We start from the raw sequence: 19,721 nt of genomic DNA, 5'->3' as shown, positions 1-19,721 counted from the left end.
AATCGTCTTAAGCGATTGACGCATGCGCTAAATCGGATGGTCTGGCATGAAATTACAGCAGCTTCGCTATATCGTTGAGGTCGTCAATCATAACCTCAATGTCTCTTCCACCGCAGAAGGTCTTTATACCTCTCAGCCCGGCATCAGCAAGCAGGTGCGTATGCTGGAGGATGAGTTAGGTATTCAGATATTTGCCCGCAGCGGTAAGCACCTGACGCAGGTCACGCCGGCTGGACAGGAAATCATACGCATCGCACGGGAAGTGCTCTCCAAAGTCGACGCCATTAAATCCGTCGCCGGGGAACATACCTGGCCCGATAAAGGTTCTCTGTATATTGCCACCACGCATACACAGGCGCGTTATGCGCTTCCCGGGGTGATCAAAGGTTTTATCGAACGCTATCCCCGCGTTTCCCTGCATATGCATCAGGGCTCACCGACGCAAATCGCAGAGGCCGTGTCTAAAGGCAATGCAGACTTCGCTATCGCGACGGAAGCCCTCCATCTGTACGATGATCTGGTCATGCTCCCGTGCTACCACTGGAACCGCTCTATTGTCGTGACCCCGGATCACCCGCTGGCGGGGAAGGGCGAAGTGACAATCGAAGAACTGGCGCAATACCCGCTGGTGACCTATACGTTCGGCTTTACGGGCCGTTCTGAACTGGACACCGCGTTTAACCGCGCCGGATTAACGCCACGGATTGTCTTTACGGCGACGGATGCGGACGTCATAAAAACATATGTGCGTCTGGGCCTGGGCGTTGGGGTTATTGCCAGCATGGCGGTAGATCCTGTCTCAGACCCGGATCTGGTGCGTCTGGATGCGCATGATATTTTCAGCCACAGCACCACCAAGATAGGTTTTCGTCGCAGCACGTTCCTGCGCAGCTATATGTATGATTTTATTCAACGCTTCGCGCCACATTTAACGCGCGACGTGGTGGATACAGCTGTAGCGTTACGCTCCAATGAAGACATCGAAGAGATGTTTAAAGACATTAAACTTCCCGCCAAATAATCACACCCGGTATCTTTCTGGTACGGAAAGATACCGTCATTCCCCTTTAAACCTGAATTAGAATTATCATCATCTACGTCCACTGTCATATATCGTCATAACCCATTAAATGACTATGGTTTTACTGTCGCAAATTTGCGACAAAAGTAGAAACTAATTTACAGGTGTGCAAATTATTCTTTTCAATTATTTATTTCGGGTCAAAAGATTGAATTTTCCCAGGCCCAGATACGTAAATTCACTGGCTTTTCGGCTAAAGTTTCTTTAGGATTTATCTCATCAGATGATTACTTGTGCCAATTGTTTGGTCTCTAAATGATAAGCGATGTCGATTGTATGAGGTTAGCAATGCCGTCAGGAAGTGAAGAACCGCAAAGGGATCCCGCGCTTAAGCGTAAAGCCTGGCTGGCGGTCTTTCTTGGCTCTGCCCTGTTCTGGGTGGTGGTTGCTCTTCTTGTCTGGAATTACTGGGGTTGATTATGGTCATGACGGTGCGTACAGAAGCGAGAAAAGAGATGTGTCAGCTTCGTGACAATGCTCACAAAGCCCGTAAGGCGCCAGCAACCAGCGTGCCAGCTTCCTGGAAACTGACGCCACAGCAGCAGGCCTTTATTGATGTGTTCGCGGAAGACGAACCCAAAAAACAATAATTTTGAATTTTGCGTAATGATGCAAATAGTCTGAATAAAGACTGTGCGCTTTTGTACTCCTTAATAAATACACATCAGCAATATAGAACGAGGGCAGACCTCGCAACCTTAAATAATTAAAGTCTGGTGTCCCTATGATGAATAACATGACAACCGTAAAATACTGGTCATGGCTCGGCGTATTCTCAGCGTCGATCCTCTTCTGGTGTCAGCTCCTCTGGCTGGCCTTGCACTAAATCGTAAAACCTCGCCACGGCGGGGTTTTTTGTTTTATCCCTCGTGTTGGACCATTCCTAAATTTATCAATTTGGGTTGTTATCAAAACGTTACGACATCTTTGTGTTATCTTTAATTACAGCCCTGATGATTGTCAGGACATCCCTGTTTTTAAGGAGGAGCTTATGTCGTTAACCCTACGCGAAGCCAGTAAGGACACATTACAGGCGGAAAATAAAACCTGGCGCTACTATAGCTTACCGCTGGCTGCCAGAACGCTTGGGGACATTTCGCGGTTACCCAAGTCGTTGAAAGTCTTACTGGAAAACCTCTTGCGCTGGCAGGATGGCGACTCGGTTACCGAGGAGGATATCCAGGCTCTGGCAGGGTGGCTGAAGAATGCACATGCAGACAGAGAAATTGCCTATCGCCCGGCCAGGGTGCTGATGCAGGATTTCACCGGCGTACCAGCGGTTGTGGATTTGGCTGCCATGCGTGAAGCCGTTAAGCGTCTCGGGGGCGATACTGCTAAGGTTAACCCCCTGTCCCCGGTAGACCTCGTCATTGACCACTCCGTCACCGTCGATCACTTTGGTGACGACGATGCTTTCGGCGAAAACGTCCGTCTGGAGATGGAACGTAACCATGAACGCTACGTATTTCTGAAATGGGGTCAGCAGGCGTTCAGCCGCTTCAGCGTTGTTCCACCGGGCACCGGCATTTGTCACCAGGTCAACCTGGAATATCTCGGCAAAGCCGTCTGGAGTGAATTGCAGGATAAAGAGTGGGTGGCTTACCCGGATACGCTGGTGGGCACCGATTCACACACAACCATGATTAACGGCCTTGGCGTTCTGGGTTGGGGCGTCGGTGGTATTGAAGCGGAAGCGGCCATGCTCGGCCAGCCGGTATCAATGCTCATTCCCGATGTGGTGGGCTTTAAGCTGACCGGTAAATTGTCCGAAGGCATCACCGCCACGGATCTGGTTCTGACGGTCACCCAGATGCTGCGTAAGCATGGTGTGGTGGGTAAATTCGTTGAATTTTATGGCGATGGTCTGGATTCCTTGCCGCTGGCGGACCGGGCCACCATCGCCAACATGGCGCCGGAATATGGCGCGACCTGCGGCTTTTTCCCGATTGATAGCGTTACGCTGGAGTATATGCGCCTCAGTGGTCGCAGCGAGGAGCAGGTGGCTCTCGTTGAGGCCTACACCAAAGCGCAGGGCATGTGGCGTAACCCGGGTGACGAGCCGGTATTTACCAGTACGCTGGAACTGGATATGGGCACCGTTGAGGCAAGCCTCGCAGGGCCAAAACGTCCGCAGGACCGCGTCGCCCTGAGCAACGTTCCCAAAGCCTTTGCCGCCAGCAATGAGCTGGAGGTTAACGCCGCGCAAAAAGATCACCGTCCGGTGGACTATGTTCTGAACGGGCATCAGTATCAGCTTCCTGACGGCGCCGTGGTGATCGCCGCTATCACTTCCTGTACCAACACGTCCAACCCGAGTGTGTTAATGGCTGCCGGGCTGCTGGCAAAAAAAGCGGTAGAACTGGGGCTCAAGCCACAGCCATGGGTTAAAGCCTCTCTGGCGCCTGGTTCGAAAGTGGTTTCCGATTATCTGGCGCAGGCCAGACTCACGCCTTACCTCGACGAGCTGGGCTTCAACCTGGTGGGCTACGGCTGTACTACCTGTATCGGTAACTCTGGTCCACTGCCTGAGCCTATTGAAGTGGCGATCAGGCAGGGTGATTTGACCGTTGGCGCGGTACTTTCTGGTAACCGAAACTTTGAAGGGCGTATTCATCCGCTGGTGAAAACCAACTGGCTGGCCTCGCCGCCGCTGGTTGTAGCCTATGCGCTGGCCGGAAACATGAACATTAACCTGGCGACCGATCCGATTGGTCACGATCGCAAAAATGAACCGGTCTATCTGAAAGACATCTGGCCATCATCGCGTGAAATTGCGCGCGCGGTAGAGAAAGTTTCCACCGAGATGTTCCGCAAAGAGTATGCGGAAGTGTTCGAAGGCACAGCGGAATGGAAAGCGATCGACGTGGTGGGTTCCGATACCTATGACTGGCAGGATGATTCCACCTATATTCGCCTGTCGCCATTCTTCGACGAAATGCTGGCGGAGCCTGCACCGCTGAAAGATATTCACGGCGCGCGGATCCTGGCGATGCTGGGCGATTCCGTCACCACCGACCATATCTCTCCGGCGGGGAGCATCAAGGCGGATAGTCCGGCAGGTCGGTATCTGCAAAGCCGTGGCGTGGAACGTCTCGATTTCAACTCCTATGGTTCGCGCCGTGGTAACCACGAAGTGATGATGCGCGGGACCTTTGCCAACATCCGCATTCGCAATGAAATGGTTCCGGGCGTGGAAGGGGGCATGACGCGCCACCTGCCGGATACAGAGGTCATTTCAATTTATGACGCAGCCATGAAGTATCAGCAGGAGGGGACGCCGCTGGCCGTTATTGCCGGTAAAGAGTACGGCTCCGGTTCCAGTCGCGACTGGGCGGCAAAAGGTCCGCGTCTGCTCGGGGTTCGCGTGGTGATTGCCGAATCCTTTGAACGTATCCACCGCTCAAACCTGATCGGCATGGGGATTTTGCCGCTGGAGTTCCCGCAGGGCGTGACGCGTAAAACGCTGGGTCTGACCGGGGAAGAGCAGATTGATATCAGCGGTCTGCAAAATCTGCAACCGGGTAAAACCGTTCCGGTGAAATTAACGCGCGCAGATGGTACGACAGAAGTGCTGGATTGCCGGTGTCGTATTGATACGGCAACAGAGCTGACCTATTACCAGAACGACGGCATTTTACATTATGTAATTCGTAAGATGCTGGACTGATAAAAACGCCCGGCACATGTGCCGGGCGTTTTGCGTTTACTCGCTCAGCAGATGCCCCATTTTGGCGGCTTTAGTATCGAGGTAGTGCGCGTTTTTCGGGTTGCGGCCGACAATCAGCGGCACGCGTTCCACGATATTGATGCCCGCTTCAGTGAGGATTTCCACTTTCTTCGGGTTATTGGTCAACAGACGCACTTCGTCCACGCCCAGCAGCTTGAACATATCTGCGCACAGGGTGAAATCGCGCTCGTCAGCAGCAAAGCCGAGCTGATGGTTCGCTTCGACGGTATCGTAGCCCTGATCCTGCAACGCGTAGGCGCGGATTTTATTCAGCAGGCCAATATTGCGTCCTTCCTGACGGTGATACAGCAGAACGCCACGTCCTTCCTCTGCGATATGAGAAAGGGCGGCTTCAAGCTGGAAACCGCAGTCGCACCGCAGGCTGAACAGCGCGTCACCGGTCAGACACTCTGAATGAACGCGGGACAGCACCGGCGTTTGCCCCGAAATGTCGCCGAATACCAGGGCGACGTGATCTTGCCCGGTTGCCAGTTCTTCAAAACCCACCATCAGGAAATCGCCCCATGGGGTTGGCAGTTTGGCTTCTGCCACACGTTTAAGCTGCATGTGATTCTCCAGACCAGGCTGACACGTTTCGTGCCTTTGCCCCATTATGCTTTCTGTATTGGACTATTTTGCCACAAGCTCGGCAACTTCACCTAATCACCACCACGCTTTACAAACGTTAAACGCACAATCCGACATATCCACCTGAATGAAGAAATTCAGTTATGATTGTGGTGCTTAGTGAAAAAGGAGAGGACATGCTTTCGATTGCCAGACGAACGGCCGCAGGTGCCGCCGTATTGCTCGTTATACCCCTGGTCGTTTGGTTCTCCGGCTGGATGTGGCAGCCCGGACAAAACGAGACGTGGCTGAAAGCCCTATACTGGATAACCGAGACGGTCACCCAGCCGTGGGGTATTATTACGCACGTGCTGCTCTGTGGCTGGTTCCTGTGGTGCCTGCGCTTTCGCCTTCGTGCGGCGCTGGTACTGTTTGCCATTCTCGGCGGGGCCATACTCATCGGGCAGGGGGTGAAGTCGTGGGTGAAAGATCGCGTGCAGGAACCCCGTCCTTTCGTCGTCTGGCTGGAAAAAACGCACCATGTTCCGGTGGATGAGTTCTACAATTTAAAGCGTAAAGATCGCGGTGCGCTGGTAAAGGAGCAGCTTGCGGAACAGCAGGATATCCCGACCTTTTTACGCAAACACTGGCAAAAAGAGACCGGCTTTGCGTTTCCTTCCGGGCATACGATGTTTGCTGCCAGCTGGGCGCTACTTGGCGTAGGACTGCTGTGGCCGCGTCGGCGTACCCTCACGATTGCGATTTTGCTGGTCTGGGCGACAGGCGTAATGGGCAGCCGGATGCTTCTGGGGATGCACTGGCCGCGTGATTTGGTGGTGGCAACGCTGATCTCGTGGGTACTGGTGACGCTGGCGACCTGGCTTGCACAACGTTTTTGTGGACCCCTGACGCCGCCGCCGGAAGAGAAGGAAGAAATAGCCGAAAGGGAGTCTGGCGGAACCTGAAGGTTGATATTCCGCATTTTGACCATAAATCCATGTAGGGCGCATTACTTTTTCCATTTCGCGCCCGCCACTAAAATGGTAGCTTATAAGGCTGATTGCAGTGAGTTGAACACGCTTTATACGCTCGAACCACATAACGGGAAGTCATGTGAAATATTTACTCATTTTCTTACTGGTGTTGGCGATTTTTGTCATTTCAGTCACATTGGGCGCGCAAAACGATCAACAGGTAAGTTTCAACTATCTGCTGGCGCAGGGCGAGTACCGGGTGTCGAGCCTGCTGGCTGTGTTATTCGCGGCGGGGTTTGTCATCGGCTGGCTTGTATGCGGCCTGTTCTGGCTTAAGGTTCGTGTTTCTCTTGTTCGCGCTGAACGTAAAATTAAACGACTTGAACATCAACTTACGCCTGCGTCTGACATTCCGGCGAGCTCTGGTGTGCCGGTAGTCAAGGAATAATCGAATATGCTGGAGTTGTTGTTTCTGCTTTTGCCTGTCGCCGCAGCCTATGGCTGGTATATGGGCCGCAGAAGCGCGCAACAAACAAAACAGGATGAAGCAAACCGACTCTCCCGTGACTACGTAGCGGGGGTGAACTTCCTGCTGAGCAATCAGCAGGATAAAGCGGTGGATCTGTTCCTCGATATGCTTAAAGAGGATACCGGCACCGTTGAGGCGCATCTCACCCTGGGAAACCTGTTCCGCTCGCGCGGAGAGGTTGACCGTGCCATTCGTATCCACCAGACCTTGATGGAAAGCGCTTCGTTGACCTATGAGCAACGGTTGCTGGCCGTGCAGCAGCTTGGGCGGGATTACATGGCCGCGGGGCTTTACGATCGCGCCGAGGATATGTTCTCTCAGCTGGTGGATGAGACGGACTTCCGTATCGGTGCGCTTCAGCAGCTTCTGCAAATCTATCAGGCCACCAGCGACTGGCAAAAAGCGATTGATACCGCTGAACGGCTGGTCAAACTCGGCAAAGACAAACAGCGCGTCGAAATTGCCCACTTCTATTGCGAGCTGGCTCTCCAGCAGATGGGTAGCGATGACATGGATAAAGCCATGGCACTGTTAAAGAAAGGCGCAGCGGCCGATCGCAACAGCGCGCGCATCTCGATCATGATGGGGCGGGTCTTTATGGCTAACGGTGATTACGCCAAAGCCGTGGAGAGCCTGCTTCGCGTTATCGATCAGGACAAAGAGCTGGTCAGCGAAACGTTGGAAATGCTGCAAACCTGCTATCAGCAGCTCGGTAAGCAGGACGAGTGGGTTGCGTTTCTGCGTCGCTGTGTTGAAGAGAATACAGGTGCCACAGCCGAGCTGATGCTGTCAGATGTCGTCGAAGAGCATGAAGGGAGCGATACCGCCCAGGTATACATTACCCGTCAGTTGCAGCGTCATCCTACCATGCGTGTCTTCCATAAGCTGATGGATTACCACCTTAATGACGCAGAAGAAGGGCGCGCTAAAGAGAGCCTGATGGTGCTGCGAGACATGGTGGGTGAACAGGTGCGCAGCAAACCGCGCTATCGCTGCCAGAAATGCGGCTTCACCGCCTATTCGCTCTACTGGCATTGCCCTTCCTGCCGGGCGTGGTCCACCATTAAGCCAATCCGAGGTCTGGACGGGCAGTAATTTTTTAAAACGCTGCACTTTAGTTACAACATACTAGTGGTTACAGTAATTCCATCAGCACCGTGCGGTCTGGGGTTCAGCAGGAAAAGCATTCGATTCTGTTCATTTACCCCGTGGGCAGGTAGAATGCACGCCGTTTATCTGTTCCGCGCCGCTGCGCGCCCATAGACGAAAAGGGCTGGTCATGACGTCTGTTACATCCTCCACTTCCCGCGTAGTTACCGATTCTCCCGTAGTTGTTGCTCTGGATTACAATAACCGTGACGCCGCACTGGCCTTTGTTGATGGCATTGATCCCCGCGATTGCCGTCTGAAAGTAGGCAAAGAGATGTTTACGCTGTTCGGCCCACAAATCGTCCGCGATCTGCATCAACGTGGTTTCGACGTTTTCCTCGACCTGAAATTCCACGACATTCCAAATACCACTGCGCACGCCGTTGCTGCGGCAGCTGAACTCGGCGTGTGGATGGTTAACGTACATGCATCGGGCGGGGCACGCATGATGACGGCTGCGCGCGAAGCGCTGGTGCCGTTTGGTAATGACGCTCCGCTTCTGATCGCCGTCACCGTGCTGACCAGTATGGATGAATCCGACCTGCGCGACCTGGGTGTGACGTTGTCACCTGCCGAACATGCAGAGCGTCTGGCGCGCCTCACGCAACAGTGTGGTCTCGATGGCGTGGTCTGTTCGGCTCAGGAGGCGGTTCGCTTCAAATCTGAGTTAGGCCGCGATTTTAAACTGGTGACGCCAGGTATTCGTCCAGCAGGCAGCGAGTCAGGGGATCAGCGACGTATCATGACGCCAGAGCAGGCGCTGAGCGCGGGTGTAGACTATATGGTGATTGGTCGCCCGGTGACGCAATCCGCTCATCCGGCAGAGACCCTGAAAGCGATTAATGCATCACTGAAAAAGGGGGCATAATGCGTGACGCCAACAGTCGTCTGGTCTATTCAACGGATACCGGGCGCATTGAAGAGCCAAAAGAGAAAGCTGAACGTCCAAAAGGCGATGGTATCGTGCGAATTCAGCGCCAGACCAGCGGCAGAAAAGGGAAAGGCGTTTGCCTTGTCACCGGCATTGACCTGGATGATGCAGACCTGGTAAAGCTCGCCGCTGAGCTTAAAAAGAAGTGCGGATGCGGTGGGGCAGTAAAAGACGGCATTATTGAGATTCAGGGCGATAAACGAGATTTAATTAAAACGCTGCTGGAAGCCAAAGGAATGAAAGTCAAACTGGCGGGCGGCTAAAATAAATGAGCCACGGACATTGCCGTGGCTCTTTTTTTTACGTGCGTAAGTCAGACCTGAAAATACTTAATATATTATTATGCCGGTGAGAGCCGTTATGGTGATTATTTGCCCACCTGGTGACCGATAATACCACCTACGGCAGCACCACCTAATGTACCCAGCGTACTACCATCCGTTAATACTGCACCACCAAGCGCACCAGCACCGGCACCAATCGCGGTGTTACGGTCACGTTTAGACCAGTTAGAGCAAGCGCTCAGGGACATTGCTACAGTGATTGCCAGAACAGCGGCGGCTAATTTTTTGCTGGTAAAGGTCATAATACTTTCTCCTGAATTATCGATTCACGGAAAGGAATGCACTTTAAGTATAGACAATATCCATACTTAAATTCTGTTCCCGTGAAAGCTGGTCGCGCAGGCGTTTCATCATCACGCAGGTGATAGTCACTTCCTGTTATATCGCTAATACTAATTTTACGTGTTTAGAACGGTTTCAACAGGTAAAAACTCTTAAAGGAAGGGTCGGAATACTCTCAGAGAAAGGTTTAAGTGCGCCCATTATTCGGGCGCAGCAGGATAATCAGGCCGTTTTTTTTACAATATCGACAGTCAGACCGTCTTGTTCTAATTGCTGGCGATATTCATCACGCAAACGCTCATCCGTGATTACACGGCTGAAGCGCGAGGCCGGCCCCATCGTATAAGGGTGTACGGCGCCAAACTTAGAGCTGTCGGTCAGCACAATCGCTTCACACTCTTTGGCGAGTACGGCGTTAACCACGTCTGAACGCATCATGTCGCGGCCGGTAAAGCCGGTGTCGGGCTGCCAGCCATCAATACCTATGAATGCCTTACTGAAGTGAACTTGCTGAACATATTGGCGCGTTAATGGCCCCACCATGCTTTCGCTTTTCTTCTGGTAAATGCCGCCCAGCAGAATCACCTCGCAGCGAGTTTCCTTCAACAGATGGGCAATATAGCTGCTTACGGTGATGATGGTAACGTCTTTTTGATCGGCAAGCGTGCGCGCCAGAAGGGCGTTACTGCTGCCATTTTCAATAAAGACGGTCTCACCGTTATTCACCAGGGATGCAGCAAACTCCGCCAGCTCCCGCTTGAGCGCATAATTGTTCATCATGCGGGTTTCAACGTCGTCGCTGTCCAGTGGAACGGCATATCCGTGCGCACGCCGCAGGTAGCTCTGTTTTTCCAGAAGATTCAGATCCTGACGAATGGTGACTTCAGAAACGCCGGTGGCTTTAGCGAGATCGACCACGCTTACGCGCCCCTGATCGATCACCATCTGCAAAATGATTTGTTGTCGGGAGTTCATAGCATCCATTTAAAAGGCAAGGTCGGAAACGACGTGGTTACACTTCCCACGGGGCTTTAGGTTGAGTGGATTCTGGAGCGTTATCAGCGCCGTTCTCAGCCAGCAGTTCAGACTTGAGGATCTCAAGATTACGGATAGCAGAGTGATAATCGCCTGCGACAAGAATATCCAGCACAGTATCAATACGCTGCGCCACGGCTGTTGCATCAATGTTAGACATAAGCTCACCCTGAAGCGAAAAGTTAATATTATCAATGATGCAGAAAATTGATTCAAAAGAGAAGGTAAAAAATGCAATAACCAAAGCCCATAAATGAAAGTGATAAATTTAACCCCCGTCTGCTGCGGGTTGTAGGGGTGGATTAGTCTAAAACTGCGCGCAACGCGCTTTTTTATAAGAGGAATTCGACTATGACAGTTATCAACCAGACAACCTGCACATTGTTTACTGATGCTGAACGATTCACTCAACTGGCGGCTTATTATGAGGCCGAACGGCGTACGGTGTGGATGATGTTACGCGCCACGCCACGGCCTTGCTTCAACCATGCGCTGATCGAGGAGATCATGAATCTCTCCTGGCTGGTTCGACAGTCCGGATTTGTCGTTGATTTTTGGGTCACCGGATCGCTGGTCCCCGACATCTACAATACCGGCGGTGATTTACAGTTCTTCGTTGAGTGCATCAAAAACAACCGACGCGAAGCGTTACGCGCCTATGCCCGGGCCTGTGTGGACTGCGTTCATGCCGCCTCGCGAGGGTTTGATACCGGCGCTGTCACGCTGGCTATGGTGGAAGGAAGCGCTTTAGGGGGCGGGTTTGAAGCCGCGCTGGCGCATCATTTCATTCTGGCCCAGCGCGATGCCCGATTAGGCTTTCCGGAAATCGCGTTCAATCTGTTCCCGGGCATGGGCGGCTATTCACTGGTGGCGCGTCGTGCCGGCATGAAAATGGCGGAGGCGCTGATCTACAAAGGTGAGACGTATACGGCGGAATGGTATGAGCAGCATGGTCTTGTGGATCTCTTATTTGAGCCGTTACAGAGCTATGTTTCGGTGCGGACGTTTATCGACACGCTACAGCCGAAGCTGAACGGCGTAAGGGCCATGCTGCGTGCACGTACGCGCGTGCTGCCACTTCCGCGAAGCGAGTTGATGGACATTACTGAGGATTGGGTTGATGCCGCCTTCTGCCTTGAACCGAAGGATATCGCCTACATGGAGCGGCTGGTTATGCTGCAAAATCGCCATCAGGCGACGGGCTTACGCAAAGCCAGCTAACGGACATTCCTGGCCTGATAACGTTTTAGCCATCGCTCGAATGCGGCAGCGGGCATGGGCTTAGCAAAAAGATAACCCTGCCGTTCGTTGACGCCATTCTTCGTCAGAAAGGCGTCTTCTTTTGCACTTTCCACCCCTTCAGCAATGACCTGCAAATTTAACGCCTGGGCCACGGCGACTATCGCACGCACCAGCGACTGTGAAATGGACTGCTTATGGATATCCCGCACGAAAGACTGGTCAAGCTTAATGGCATCGATAGGGAAGCGCGCCAGTTGCGACAGGGAAGAGTACCCCGTACCAAAGTCATCCAGATGAATTTGCGCTCCCAGGCGGCTAAATTGCTGGATCACTGACAGGGCCAGTTCTTCATTTTCAATGAGACAGCTTTCGGTTAATTCCACGTCAATCGGGCAGTATTCAAAATTCAGGTCTTTCAGCGCCTGCTTCAGGTCACTGAAGATGGTCTGGTCCGCCAGCTGACGGGCGGAGACGTTGACCGCGACGCGCATGTTGATCCCCTTGTCGCGCCATTTTGCTACCTGGCGCACCACATCAAGCATAACCCAGCGGCCCAGAGGCACAATCAGCCCTGATTCCTCGGCATAGGAGATAAACTCCATCGGCGGGATCAGGCCACGCTCTGGCGACTGCCAGCGCACCAGCGCCTCCAGACTTCTGACTTCGCCGCGCCAGGTCATTTTGGGCTGGTAGTGGATTAACAGCTGATCGTTATCCAGCGCTTTACGCAGGTTGGTATCCAGCCACAGGTATTCAAATACGCGCTGGTTCATCTCTGGCGAGAAGACGCAGAATTTGCCCCGGCCATTTTCTTTGGCGGTGTACATGGCGGTGTCGGCATTGCGAATGACGCTTTCGCGATCGTTACCGTGCTGGGGCGCAAGCGCGATGCCCAGCGAGCAGCCGGTGTAAACCTCAATCAGCCCGATGCGGAAAGGTTGACGCAGTCGGGTCAGTATTCGCGACGCCATCGCTTCCAGCGCGCCCTGCGAGGTATCGGTGGCCATCACGATAAACTCATCCCCACCCAGGCGCGCCAGGGTTTGTCCTTCGTCCAGGCAGCTCAGGATCGCCAGCGCAACGGCCTGTAGCAGCTGGTCGCCAAACATATGCCCATAGGCATCGTTCACTTTTTTAAAATTATCCAGATCGAGATAAACTACGCCAACCTGCGTGTCACCCCGAGCGGTGATGGCATCAGAGATCAGCTCATGGATGGCATTTCGGTTAGGCAAACCGGTAATCGTATCCGTATTGGCGAGAACGCGCAGGCGCTCCTGGGCCCGACGCTCCTCGGTTATGTCGGTACCTGAACAGATGAGGAAAATTTCATTTTTTCCGCTGCCGCTGTGAACAAATTTATTTCTGAAGAGAAACAGGCGCTGCCCCTTGCGGGTCTTGATCCAGCGTTCAACTTCGTACGAGCTGCCGTTACGAAAAAAACCGGTGATGTTGCGTTTGGAGGCCGCGGCTTCGCTGCGGCTCATAAACAGTTTGAACACGTTTTGCCCGATAACTTCCTGTTCCTTCAGGCCCGTATATTCTTCACTTAAACGGTTGAAGCGCTGAATATTCCCGTTCTGGTCGAGGATCACAATCACGGAGTTAGCCTCGGAAACTACCTGTTCGGCGAAGGAGAGCCCCTGCGCCAGGTCGCGCGCAACGGAAGGGGTATCGTTCCAGGCTGATGCCGTTCCTGCCCACTCATTTTTGTTAATTTTACGGCCGACAAGATGAACGGGAACGTCCACACCGTACAAAGGCAGGGTCATGGCAATGCTGGAGGTGATTACGGTGAGCTGGCGGATCAGCGCGGCCTGTTCATCATCCAGCGCAACCACCTGAATGATGTCAGCGCTTTCACTGGCAGCAAGATGCAGAGCATTGCTGTCTGCTGTCAGTCGCCACCAGGGGCTATGCGTACCCATGTAACGAAACAGCAAATTCTGCTCCAGATCGTCCATCACGTTTTCTCCCGCGGCTGCTGAGTAGCGCACAAATTATTCATTTGCAGTCGACAATGACGGCTCTCTTTTACTGTAGATAATTCTGGAGAAATGTGGCGATGGGAAACAGAAAAGTGTGAGAAAAAACGATGATTTTGCGGGAGATAATTCAGGAGAGAACTCCCGGCCATCCCTTAACGGAACGGCCGGAAGTTTACGCGGTTATCAGGCGACAGGGCGCGCGATAATACTGCGGGTTTCCATGCGCACTTCAGCGATGGTGACATCAATCACGTCAGTGACCTTGTAAACCGTTTCGCCTTTAATTTGCACGGTCCCGTTTTCCTGGCTACAAACCAGTTCGTCGCGGACGGCATGCAGGAACGGGGCAGGAATAAAGGCAACGGCGCCATTATCCACCAGGCGAACGCGCATACCGCCGCGGCTGATGTCAATGATTTCAGCCGGGAAACGGGTATCAGTCCCTGCCTTATCATTCAGGAAGCGCGCGTACAACCAGTCGCCGACATCACGCTCCGCCATACGGTTGAGACGGCGACGTTCTGCCATCTGCAATGTCGTATCATCCTGTGGGCGGGCAACAGATTCCCCTTTGATGATCGCTTTCAGCAGACGATGGTTAACCATGTCGCCGTACTTACGGATCGGGGAGGTCCAGGTCGCGTAAGCCTCAAGGCCAAGGCCGAAGTGTGGGCCAGGCTCGGTGCTGATTTCCGCAAAGGACTGGAAGCGGCGAATACGGCTGTCGAGGAACCCTGACGGCTGTGCGTCCAGCTCGCGGCGCAGTTTGCAGAAACCTTGCAGGGTCAGCACTTCCTCAGGATCGACGTGTACGTCATGGGTTTTCAGCAGGGCAGCCAGCGCTTCGGTGTTCGCCGGATCAAACCCGGTGTGCACGTTGTAAATGCCAAAGCCTAATTTGTCGCGCAGCACGCGTGCAGCACAAATGTTGGCGGAAATCATCGCTTCTTCAACGATGCGGTTGGCAATACGGCGCGGGTCAGCGACGATATTCAGCACTTCACCTTTTTCACCCAGCACAAAACGGTAGTCCGGACGATCTTTGAAGACCAGCGCGTGAGTTTGACGCCATTCGCTGCGGCTCAGGCAGACGCGGTGCAACAGACGAATTTGTGCGGCAATGTTGTCCGACTCGGGTTTCCAGTTGCCCGTGTTCTCCAGCCAGTCGGACACGTCGTCATAGGCCAGCTTGGCTTTGGATTCGATGGTGGCGGCGAAGAATTCAATATCTTCTTCAATGGTACCGTCAGCCGCAATGGTCATCCGACATGCCAGCACCGGACGTACTTCATGCGCACGCAGCGAACAAAGATCGTCGGAGAGTTCACGCGGCAACATCGGAATGTTAAAGCCCGGCAGGTAGTTGGTGAACGAGCGCACTTTGGCCATTTCGTCCAGCTTGCTGCCTTCGACAATCCATGCGGTAGGGTCGGCGATGGCGACGGTCAGATGCAGTTTGCCATCGGCTGTCTCTTCGGCATACAGCGCATCGTCCATATCCTCGGTGCTGGCGCTGTCAATGGTGACAAAGTCCAGCGCCGTCAGATCGCGACGTTCCAGACCTTCGTCCTGCATTTCAGTCGCCACGCCATCAGGCGCTTCTTTTTCGAGGTTGTGGCGCGCCAGCGTCACCCACCATGGGACGAAATGGTCGTCGCCGAAGGTAATGTATTGGGTAAGCTCGGCGTAGAAACCGCGATCGCCTTTTAAAGGATGACGGCGCATCTCAGCAACCGCCCAGTCACCCTCAACAAAATCATGCTCAACGCCACGCGCGGCGCGGCACGGAATAGCATCTTTCAGGAGAGGATGGTCCGGCACGACGGAAAGACGATCGTCTTTTTTATGCACTTTACCGACAAAGCGGGTCAGGAAAGGTTCGATCAGTGCTTCCGGCTCGGCAGACTCTCGTTCCTTTTCGGTATGAATAACGGCCGAAATGCGGTCGCCATGCATCACTTTCTTCATCTGAGGAGGCGGAATGAAGTAGCTCTTCTGCCCGTCAACTTCAAGAAAGCCAAAGCCCTTTTCCGTGGCTTTTACGACCCCTTCTGCACGCGGCGTCTGGGAATGCAGTTGCTGTTTAAGCTGCGCTAGCAGCGGGTTGTCCTGAAACATAATGTTCTATTTTCGTAGCCATTGAGCGGCTGACAGTTTTACGCGAATCTCACTGCTACAGCAAGCGCTCTTTAGGTAAAGAGTATGGTTATTCCTCTTTGCCGAGCGCCACGCGCAGACGGTCCAGCCAGCCATAAAATGCATCTCGGGTTAGCAGATTGATGGCCTTCTCTGGCGAGAGACCTGACCCGGTCAGGGGCGTTAACTGAGCGGCGCTAAAGCGATCCGGAGAGGCGACGAGCAGCGCACGAGCGGCTGAGATCATCGAAGACGCGGGACCTTCACTTAGCGGATGGTTAAGCAGAATTTCGCCCGTCAGATTAAGCAGCATCGGCTCATGACACAGCACAGGGGTGAGCGCTTCAAGCGCCGGTTCCGCCTGCCAGCGTGAGAGCGCCTCAAGCTGAAGCGCACTGGCATATTTTAGCTCTACCGCAGGTAGCGTGGCGGTCCATCTGCTGAAGCTAACCGGCAGCGTATGGGGCTGAATGTGGTGCCCGGGCAACCAGCGTACCGGATGGCCAAGCAATGCCTGAAATACCGCGACCACTCGCGCCTGAAAACCGACAAAGCCGATGATCTGGTTGATAAGCACAATGTCATACGTTGTGAGTCCAACCTCATCAAGCTGGTTTTGGGCTTTGTCATCGATCACATCGGGTGAGCTTGCTAACTGGCGGGCATACTGGGTAATTTCTGCAAGGCGTCGATTGCTTTCCCGGGAGGAGTCCGGCCCCGGAAGAGGGGCGAGCAGGGCAGCGTAGTGGTTACAGAGCCGCTGAACACCACACGCCTGGGCAACCGTTAATGCCGTGCTCAGCCTGTCGTAGGCGCTGAGCGTATGCAGACGGCTCACGGGAGTATCAAGCGGGAACAAAAGATGACACAGGGTTCGGGCAGGCGCAAGCCAACCAGCACAGCTTGCGAGAATGTCATCGGGCAGGGCTAAATCGAGCAAAAAACGGTCGTCGACGTTAGCGGCTTCGGGCACCAGCGGCAGAACGTCCGTCTGCGAATGATTCGACTGGGTTTCATGATACCAGTGGCCTTTGCCGGAAAAACGGCGTTGTTCCATGGGCGTTCCTTGATCTCAAAATGGCGATCAATATCCTGGCGTAAGGCGGATGAGGGGAAAAATATTGTTAGGTGATAACAAATAGCAGAACGGAATAACGATGAGCGGGGCGGTGAGAAACTCTCTTCCCTGGCGGGAAGAGAGTGACAAGCTTATTTGATTTCCAGCTCGTTCATTGCAGCGATGTTGAAGCCGCCGTCAACGTGAACCACTTCGCCGGAGATACCTGCGGAAAGGTCAGAGCACAGGAATGCCGCAGAGTTACCCACATCTTCGATGGTAACGGTACGACGAATCGGGGTAACCGCTTCGCAGTGTGCCAGCATTTTACGGAAATCTTTGATACCGGAAGCGGCCAGGGTACGGATTGGACCCGCAGAAATAGCGTTAACACGCACGCCTTCAGGACCCATTGCGTTCGCCATGTAGCGCACGTTGGCTTCCAGAGACGCTTTCGCCAGACCCATAACGTTGTAGTTAGGGATAGCACGTTCTGCGCCGAGGTAGGACAGGGTCAGCAGGGCTGCGCCCGGGTTCAGCATCGCGCGGCAGGATTTTGCCATTGCAACGAAGCTGTAGGAGCTGATGTCGTGGGCGATTTTGAAGCCATCACGGGTAACCGCGTTCACATAGTCGCCGTCCAGCTGGTCGCCAGGAGCGAAGCCGATGGAGTGAACAAAACCGTCGAATTTCGGCCATGCTTTTGCCAGTTCAGCAAACATGCCATCAATGCTTTCGTCTTGTGCAACGTCACATTCCAGAACAATGCTGGAACCCAGCTGCGCGGCAAATTCTTCAACACGGCCTTTCAGCTTGTCGTTCTGGTAGGTGAACGCCAGCTCAGCGCCTTCGCGATGCATTGCCTGTGCGATGCCGTATGCGATGGACAGTTTGCTGGCAACGCCAGTCACCAGAATGCGCTTACCGGAAAGAAAACCCATAGCTTTAATCCTTATATTCATTGCTTATTTTGCCTTGTAATTCATAGCGTTACAGGCAGTATTTCAAAATCATTCGAAATTAGCTCGAAATTATAGCCCACTCACAGCCCCATGTGTCACGATATTTCTCGCTCCTGCGCCGTGAATGGGCTCACGGAAGAGGTTGAACTGACTCTTCATCAGGCCGTTTCGTGTGTATCCCAGCAGTATATCACCGCACGCGGGGTTCGCCTCATCCAACCAGCGGGCACCGTGACGCCGCCCTCATGCTGATGTGTCCAGCGCCTTTTGCGCAAAATGATCCGTTTAGCCCTTTAAACGCTTTAAAATTGCGCGAGGGTCGATAACGGCTATGCCATTTTGCGTCTTTATCTGTGTGCGGTAAGAAGGAAGATGAAAAATATAACGTTGGCCGAAAAACTGATCATGCTGTCAGGTGCGGCGCTTTTTGCGCTTATAATCGCGGTGAACTCCTTTTGCGTGAATGATAATCCTGGTTTCAGGGTGCCTATGACCACCTATTTGATCGTCATGATTGCGCTGTTCTTTCTGGATACCATTATCTTTATTTTTATCCAGATGCTGTATGCCTCCGACCGATCGCGTTTTTCCTTATTCATTCTGAGCCTGGCATTTCTTAGTGGGCTGGTTTATTTCATTGAGACGATCATTGTCATTCAGCTTCCGGAGCATGCTGGTTTTACCCAGGCGGCAAAAACCAACGATACGGCGGTATTCTATTTTTTTCGGCAGCTGAGCTTTATCGTATTACTGGCGCTGGCGGTCCGTGTGGAAAAAATCACGAGACGATCCACGCTCAGATTCCGAAATAAGATCAGCATGACGTTAGCATTAATGATGACACTGGTTATGTTTCCGATGCTGGCCCATTATCTCAGCAGCTACCATCCGGCCTGGACATTAACGATTGCAGCATACGAAGATGAACATCATTATCCTGTCTGGGATATCAGGTACTTAAACGTTCTGATCCTGCTCTGGTCGGCTTTACTTTGTTATATGATCTCTGTGACACGCCTGGCGTCCGGGATCTGGAACAGTATTATTGTGGTTTGCCTTTCCGCCATCGTTTACAATTTTTTCCTCTTACTGCTTGATACCTACAATCTGTCGCTCTGGTATATCAGCCGGGCAGTAGAGGTCCTCAGCAAATTATTTGTGATTTGTACCTTAATGTTCCATGTCTTTAACCTGTTGAAAATTTTCGGCGATCGGGTTGATCGCGATCCGCTTACTCAGATCTACAACCGTAAATATTTTTATGAGGCACTTCCGCGGGTCCGCTCCCTCAGGACAGAAAAGGGGACCAGCATTATGATGCTGGACATCGACAACTTTAAGTCGATTAACGATAACTGGGGCCATCTTGTGGGGGATCGCGTGATTCTGGCGGTCGTGGATATTATCAAAGACAGCATTCGCGATAACGACATCTTTGCCCGACTGGGAGGCGAGGAATTTGGTCTGCTGCTGCCGGATACCGACGGTAAGCAGGCTATTGCCGTCGCAGAGCGTATTCGCCAGAACGTTCAACAGCGCACCGGGCCGGGCTATCATTATGCTCTCCCTGTAAAGGTCACATTAAGTATCGGCGTGTGCTCAGCCATTCAGAATAACGTCAACGGCAATGATATTATGCGTGACGTGGACGAGGCGTTGTATGAGGCTAAGCACAACGGTAAAAACAGAATTGTTACCAGACAGGCTGAATGAAGCT

20 protein-coding genes are annotated in these 19,721 nt (G+C 53.1%); 12 read left to right on the top strand and 8 right to left on the bottom strand.

Features of this window, described 5'->3' with window-relative positions; translation table 11 throughout:
* Window positions 1-46 precede the first annotated feature (46 nt).
* From cysB to acnA, 5 genes are all read left to right on the top strand, one after another.
* The gene (cysB, locus tag ACOTX4_RS12270; RefSeq protein WP_006810844.1) at window positions 47-1,021 is read left to right on the top strand and encodes an HTH-type transcriptional regulator CysB; all 975 of its coding nucleotides are present in this window, start codon (window positions 47-49) and stop codon (window positions 1,019-1,021) included.
* A 336-nt stretch (window positions 1,022-1,357) separates the two neighbouring features.
* Window positions 1,358-1,498: a YmiA family putative membrane protein gene (locus ACOTX4_RS12265; protein ID WP_213083754.1), complete on the top strand. Its 141-nt coding sequence runs from the start codon at window positions 1,358-1,360 to the stop codon at window positions 1,496-1,498.
* Between the two features lie 8 nt (window positions 1,499-1,506).
* On the top strand, window positions 1,507-1,671 hold the full coding sequence (locus ACOTX4_RS12260) for a hypothetical protein (RefSeq protein WP_162183706.1): 165 nt from the start codon (window positions 1,507-1,509) through the stop codon (window positions 1,669-1,671).
* A gap of 137 nt (window positions 1,672-1,808) precedes the next feature.
* Window positions 1,809-1,907, top strand: coding sequence for a small membrane protein YmiC (gene ymiC, locus ACOTX4_RS12255; protein WP_032103392.1), 99 nt, complete (start codon window positions 1,809-1,811; stop codon window positions 1,905-1,907).
* A gap of 165 nt (window positions 1,908-2,072) precedes the next feature.
* A complete protein-coding gene (gene acnA, locus ACOTX4_RS12250; RefSeq protein ID WP_045333126.1) occupies window positions 2,073-4,748 on the top strand; it encodes an aconitate hydratase AcnA in 2,676 nt (891 codons plus the stop codon).
* A gap of 36 nt (window positions 4,749-4,784) precedes the next feature.
* Here acnA and ribA read toward each other — a convergent pair whose 3' ends face one another.
* Window positions 4,785-5,375 carry a GTP cyclohydrolase II gene (gene ribA / locus ACOTX4_RS12245; protein ID WP_003856813.1) on the bottom strand — a complete coding sequence of 197 codons (591 nt, stop codon included), beginning with the start codon at window positions 5,373-5,375 and terminating at the stop codon, window positions 4,785-4,787.
* Between the two features lie 197 nt (window positions 5,376-5,572).
* Between ribA and pgpB the strand changes: the two genes are divergently transcribed.
* The 5 genes from pgpB (at window position 5,573) to yciH (ending at window position 9,221) form a co-directional block, all read left to right on the top strand.
* Complete coding sequence (gene pgpB / locus ACOTX4_RS12240; RefSeq protein WP_003856815.1) at window positions 5,573-6,340, top strand: phosphatidylglycerophosphatase B; 768 nt, start codon at window positions 5,573-5,575, stop codon at window positions 6,338-6,340.
* Between the two features lie 148 nt (window positions 6,341-6,488).
* Entirely contained in the window at window positions 6,489-6,797 is a 309-nt protein-coding gene (locus ACOTX4_RS12235; protein WP_003856817.1) for a LapA family protein, read from the top strand.
* 6 nt (window positions 6,798-6,803) lie between these two features.
* A complete protein-coding gene (gene lapB / locus ACOTX4_RS12230; RefSeq protein WP_003856819.1) occupies window positions 6,804-7,973 on the top strand; it encodes a lipopolysaccharide assembly protein LapB in 1,170 nt (389 codons plus the stop codon).
* A 184-nt stretch (window positions 7,974-8,157) separates the two neighbouring features.
* Window positions 8,158-8,895, top strand: a complete 738-nt coding sequence (gene pyrF, locus ACOTX4_RS12225) for an orotidine-5'-phosphate decarboxylase (protein WP_003856820.1) — start codon at window positions 8,158-8,160, stop codon at window positions 8,893-8,895.
* Window positions 8,895-9,221: a stress response translation initiation inhibitor YciH gene (yciH, locus tag ACOTX4_RS12220; protein WP_003856822.1), complete on the top strand. Its 327-nt coding sequence runs from the start codon at window positions 8,895-8,897 to the stop codon at window positions 9,219-9,221. The genes pyrF and yciH overlap by 1 nt, the downstream gene beginning before the upstream one ends.
* Window positions 9,222-9,325: 104 nt before the next feature.
* On the opposite strand, the gene osmB is transcribed toward yciH, so the two are convergent.
* The 3 genes from osmB to ACOTX4_RS12205 all read right to left on the bottom strand — a co-directional run bounded on the left by osmB (window position 9,326) and on the right by ACOTX4_RS12205 (window position 10,779).
* The gene (gene osmB / locus ACOTX4_RS12215; protein ID WP_003856823.1) at window positions 9,326-9,544 is read right to left on the bottom strand and encodes an osmotically-inducible lipoprotein OsmB; all 219 of its coding nucleotides are present in this window, start codon (window positions 9,542-9,544) and stop codon (window positions 9,326-9,328) included.
* 262 nt (window positions 9,545-9,806) lie between these two features.
* On the bottom strand, window positions 9,807-10,559 hold the full coding sequence (locus ACOTX4_RS12210; RefSeq protein WP_003856824.1) for a DNA-binding transcriptional regulator YciT: 753 nt from the start codon (window positions 10,557-10,559) through the stop codon (window positions 9,807-9,809).
* Between the two features lie 37 nt (window positions 10,560-10,596).
* Window positions 10,597-10,779 (bottom strand): hypothetical protein, encoded by a 183-nt coding sequence (locus ACOTX4_RS12205; protein ID WP_003856825.1) that lies wholly within the window; start codon window positions 10,777-10,779, stop codon window positions 10,597-10,599.
* A gap of 191 nt (window positions 10,780-10,970) precedes the next feature.
* Here ACOTX4_RS12205 and ACOTX4_RS12200 point away from each other — a divergent pair, with 191 nt between their 5' ends.
* Window positions 10,971-11,840 carry a crotonase/enoyl-CoA hydratase family protein gene (locus tag ACOTX4_RS12200; RefSeq protein ID WP_045333125.1) on the top strand — a complete coding sequence of 290 codons (870 nt, stop codon included), beginning with the start codon at window positions 10,971-10,973 and terminating at the stop codon, window positions 11,838-11,840.
* Here ACOTX4_RS12200 and pdeR read toward each other — a convergent pair.
* The 4 genes from pdeR to fabI form a co-directional block, all read right to left on the bottom strand.
* The gene (pdeR, locus tag ACOTX4_RS12195; protein ID WP_003856827.1) at window positions 11,837-13,828 is read right to left on the bottom strand and encodes a cyclic di-GMP phosphodiesterase; all 1,992 of its coding nucleotides are present in this window, start codon (window positions 13,826-13,828) and stop codon (window positions 11,837-11,839) included. The two genes, ACOTX4_RS12200 and pdeR, sit on opposite strands and share 4 nt — an antisense overlap.
* A gap of 204 nt (window positions 13,829-14,032) precedes the next feature.
* Window positions 14,033-15,967: an exoribonuclease II gene (locus ACOTX4_RS12190; protein WP_045333124.1), complete on the bottom strand. Its 1,935-nt coding sequence runs from the start codon at window positions 15,965-15,967 to the stop codon at window positions 14,033-14,035.
* Between the two features lie 88 nt (window positions 15,968-16,055).
* On the bottom strand, window positions 16,056-17,042 hold the full coding sequence (locus ACOTX4_RS12185; protein WP_045333123.1) for a CMD domain-containing protein: 987 nt from the start codon (window positions 17,040-17,042) through the stop codon (window positions 16,056-16,058).
* 152 nt (window positions 17,043-17,194) lie between these two features.
* Complete coding sequence (gene fabI / locus ACOTX4_RS12180) at window positions 17,195-17,983, bottom strand: enoyl-ACP reductase FabI (protein WP_003856831.1); 789 nt, start codon at window positions 17,981-17,983, stop codon at window positions 17,195-17,197.
* Window positions 17,984-18,376: 393 nt separating this feature from the next.
* Between fabI and ACOTX4_RS12175 the strand changes: the two genes are divergently transcribed.
* The gene (locus ACOTX4_RS12175) at window positions 18,377-19,717 is read left to right on the top strand and encodes a sensor domain-containing diguanylate cyclase (protein WP_032609348.1); all 1,341 of its coding nucleotides are present in this window, start codon (window positions 18,377-18,379) and stop codon (window positions 19,715-19,717) included.
* The last annotated feature ends 4 nt before the right edge of the window (window positions 19,718-19,721 follow it).

The organism is Enterobacter cloacae complex sp. IR5459 (assembly GCF_049238005.1).
Classification (GTDB): Bacteria; Pseudomonadota; Gammaproteobacteria; order Enterobacterales; family Enterobacteriaceae; genus Enterobacter; species Enterobacter hormaechei_C.
This window is presented reverse-complemented; position numbering and strand designations above follow the sequence as displayed.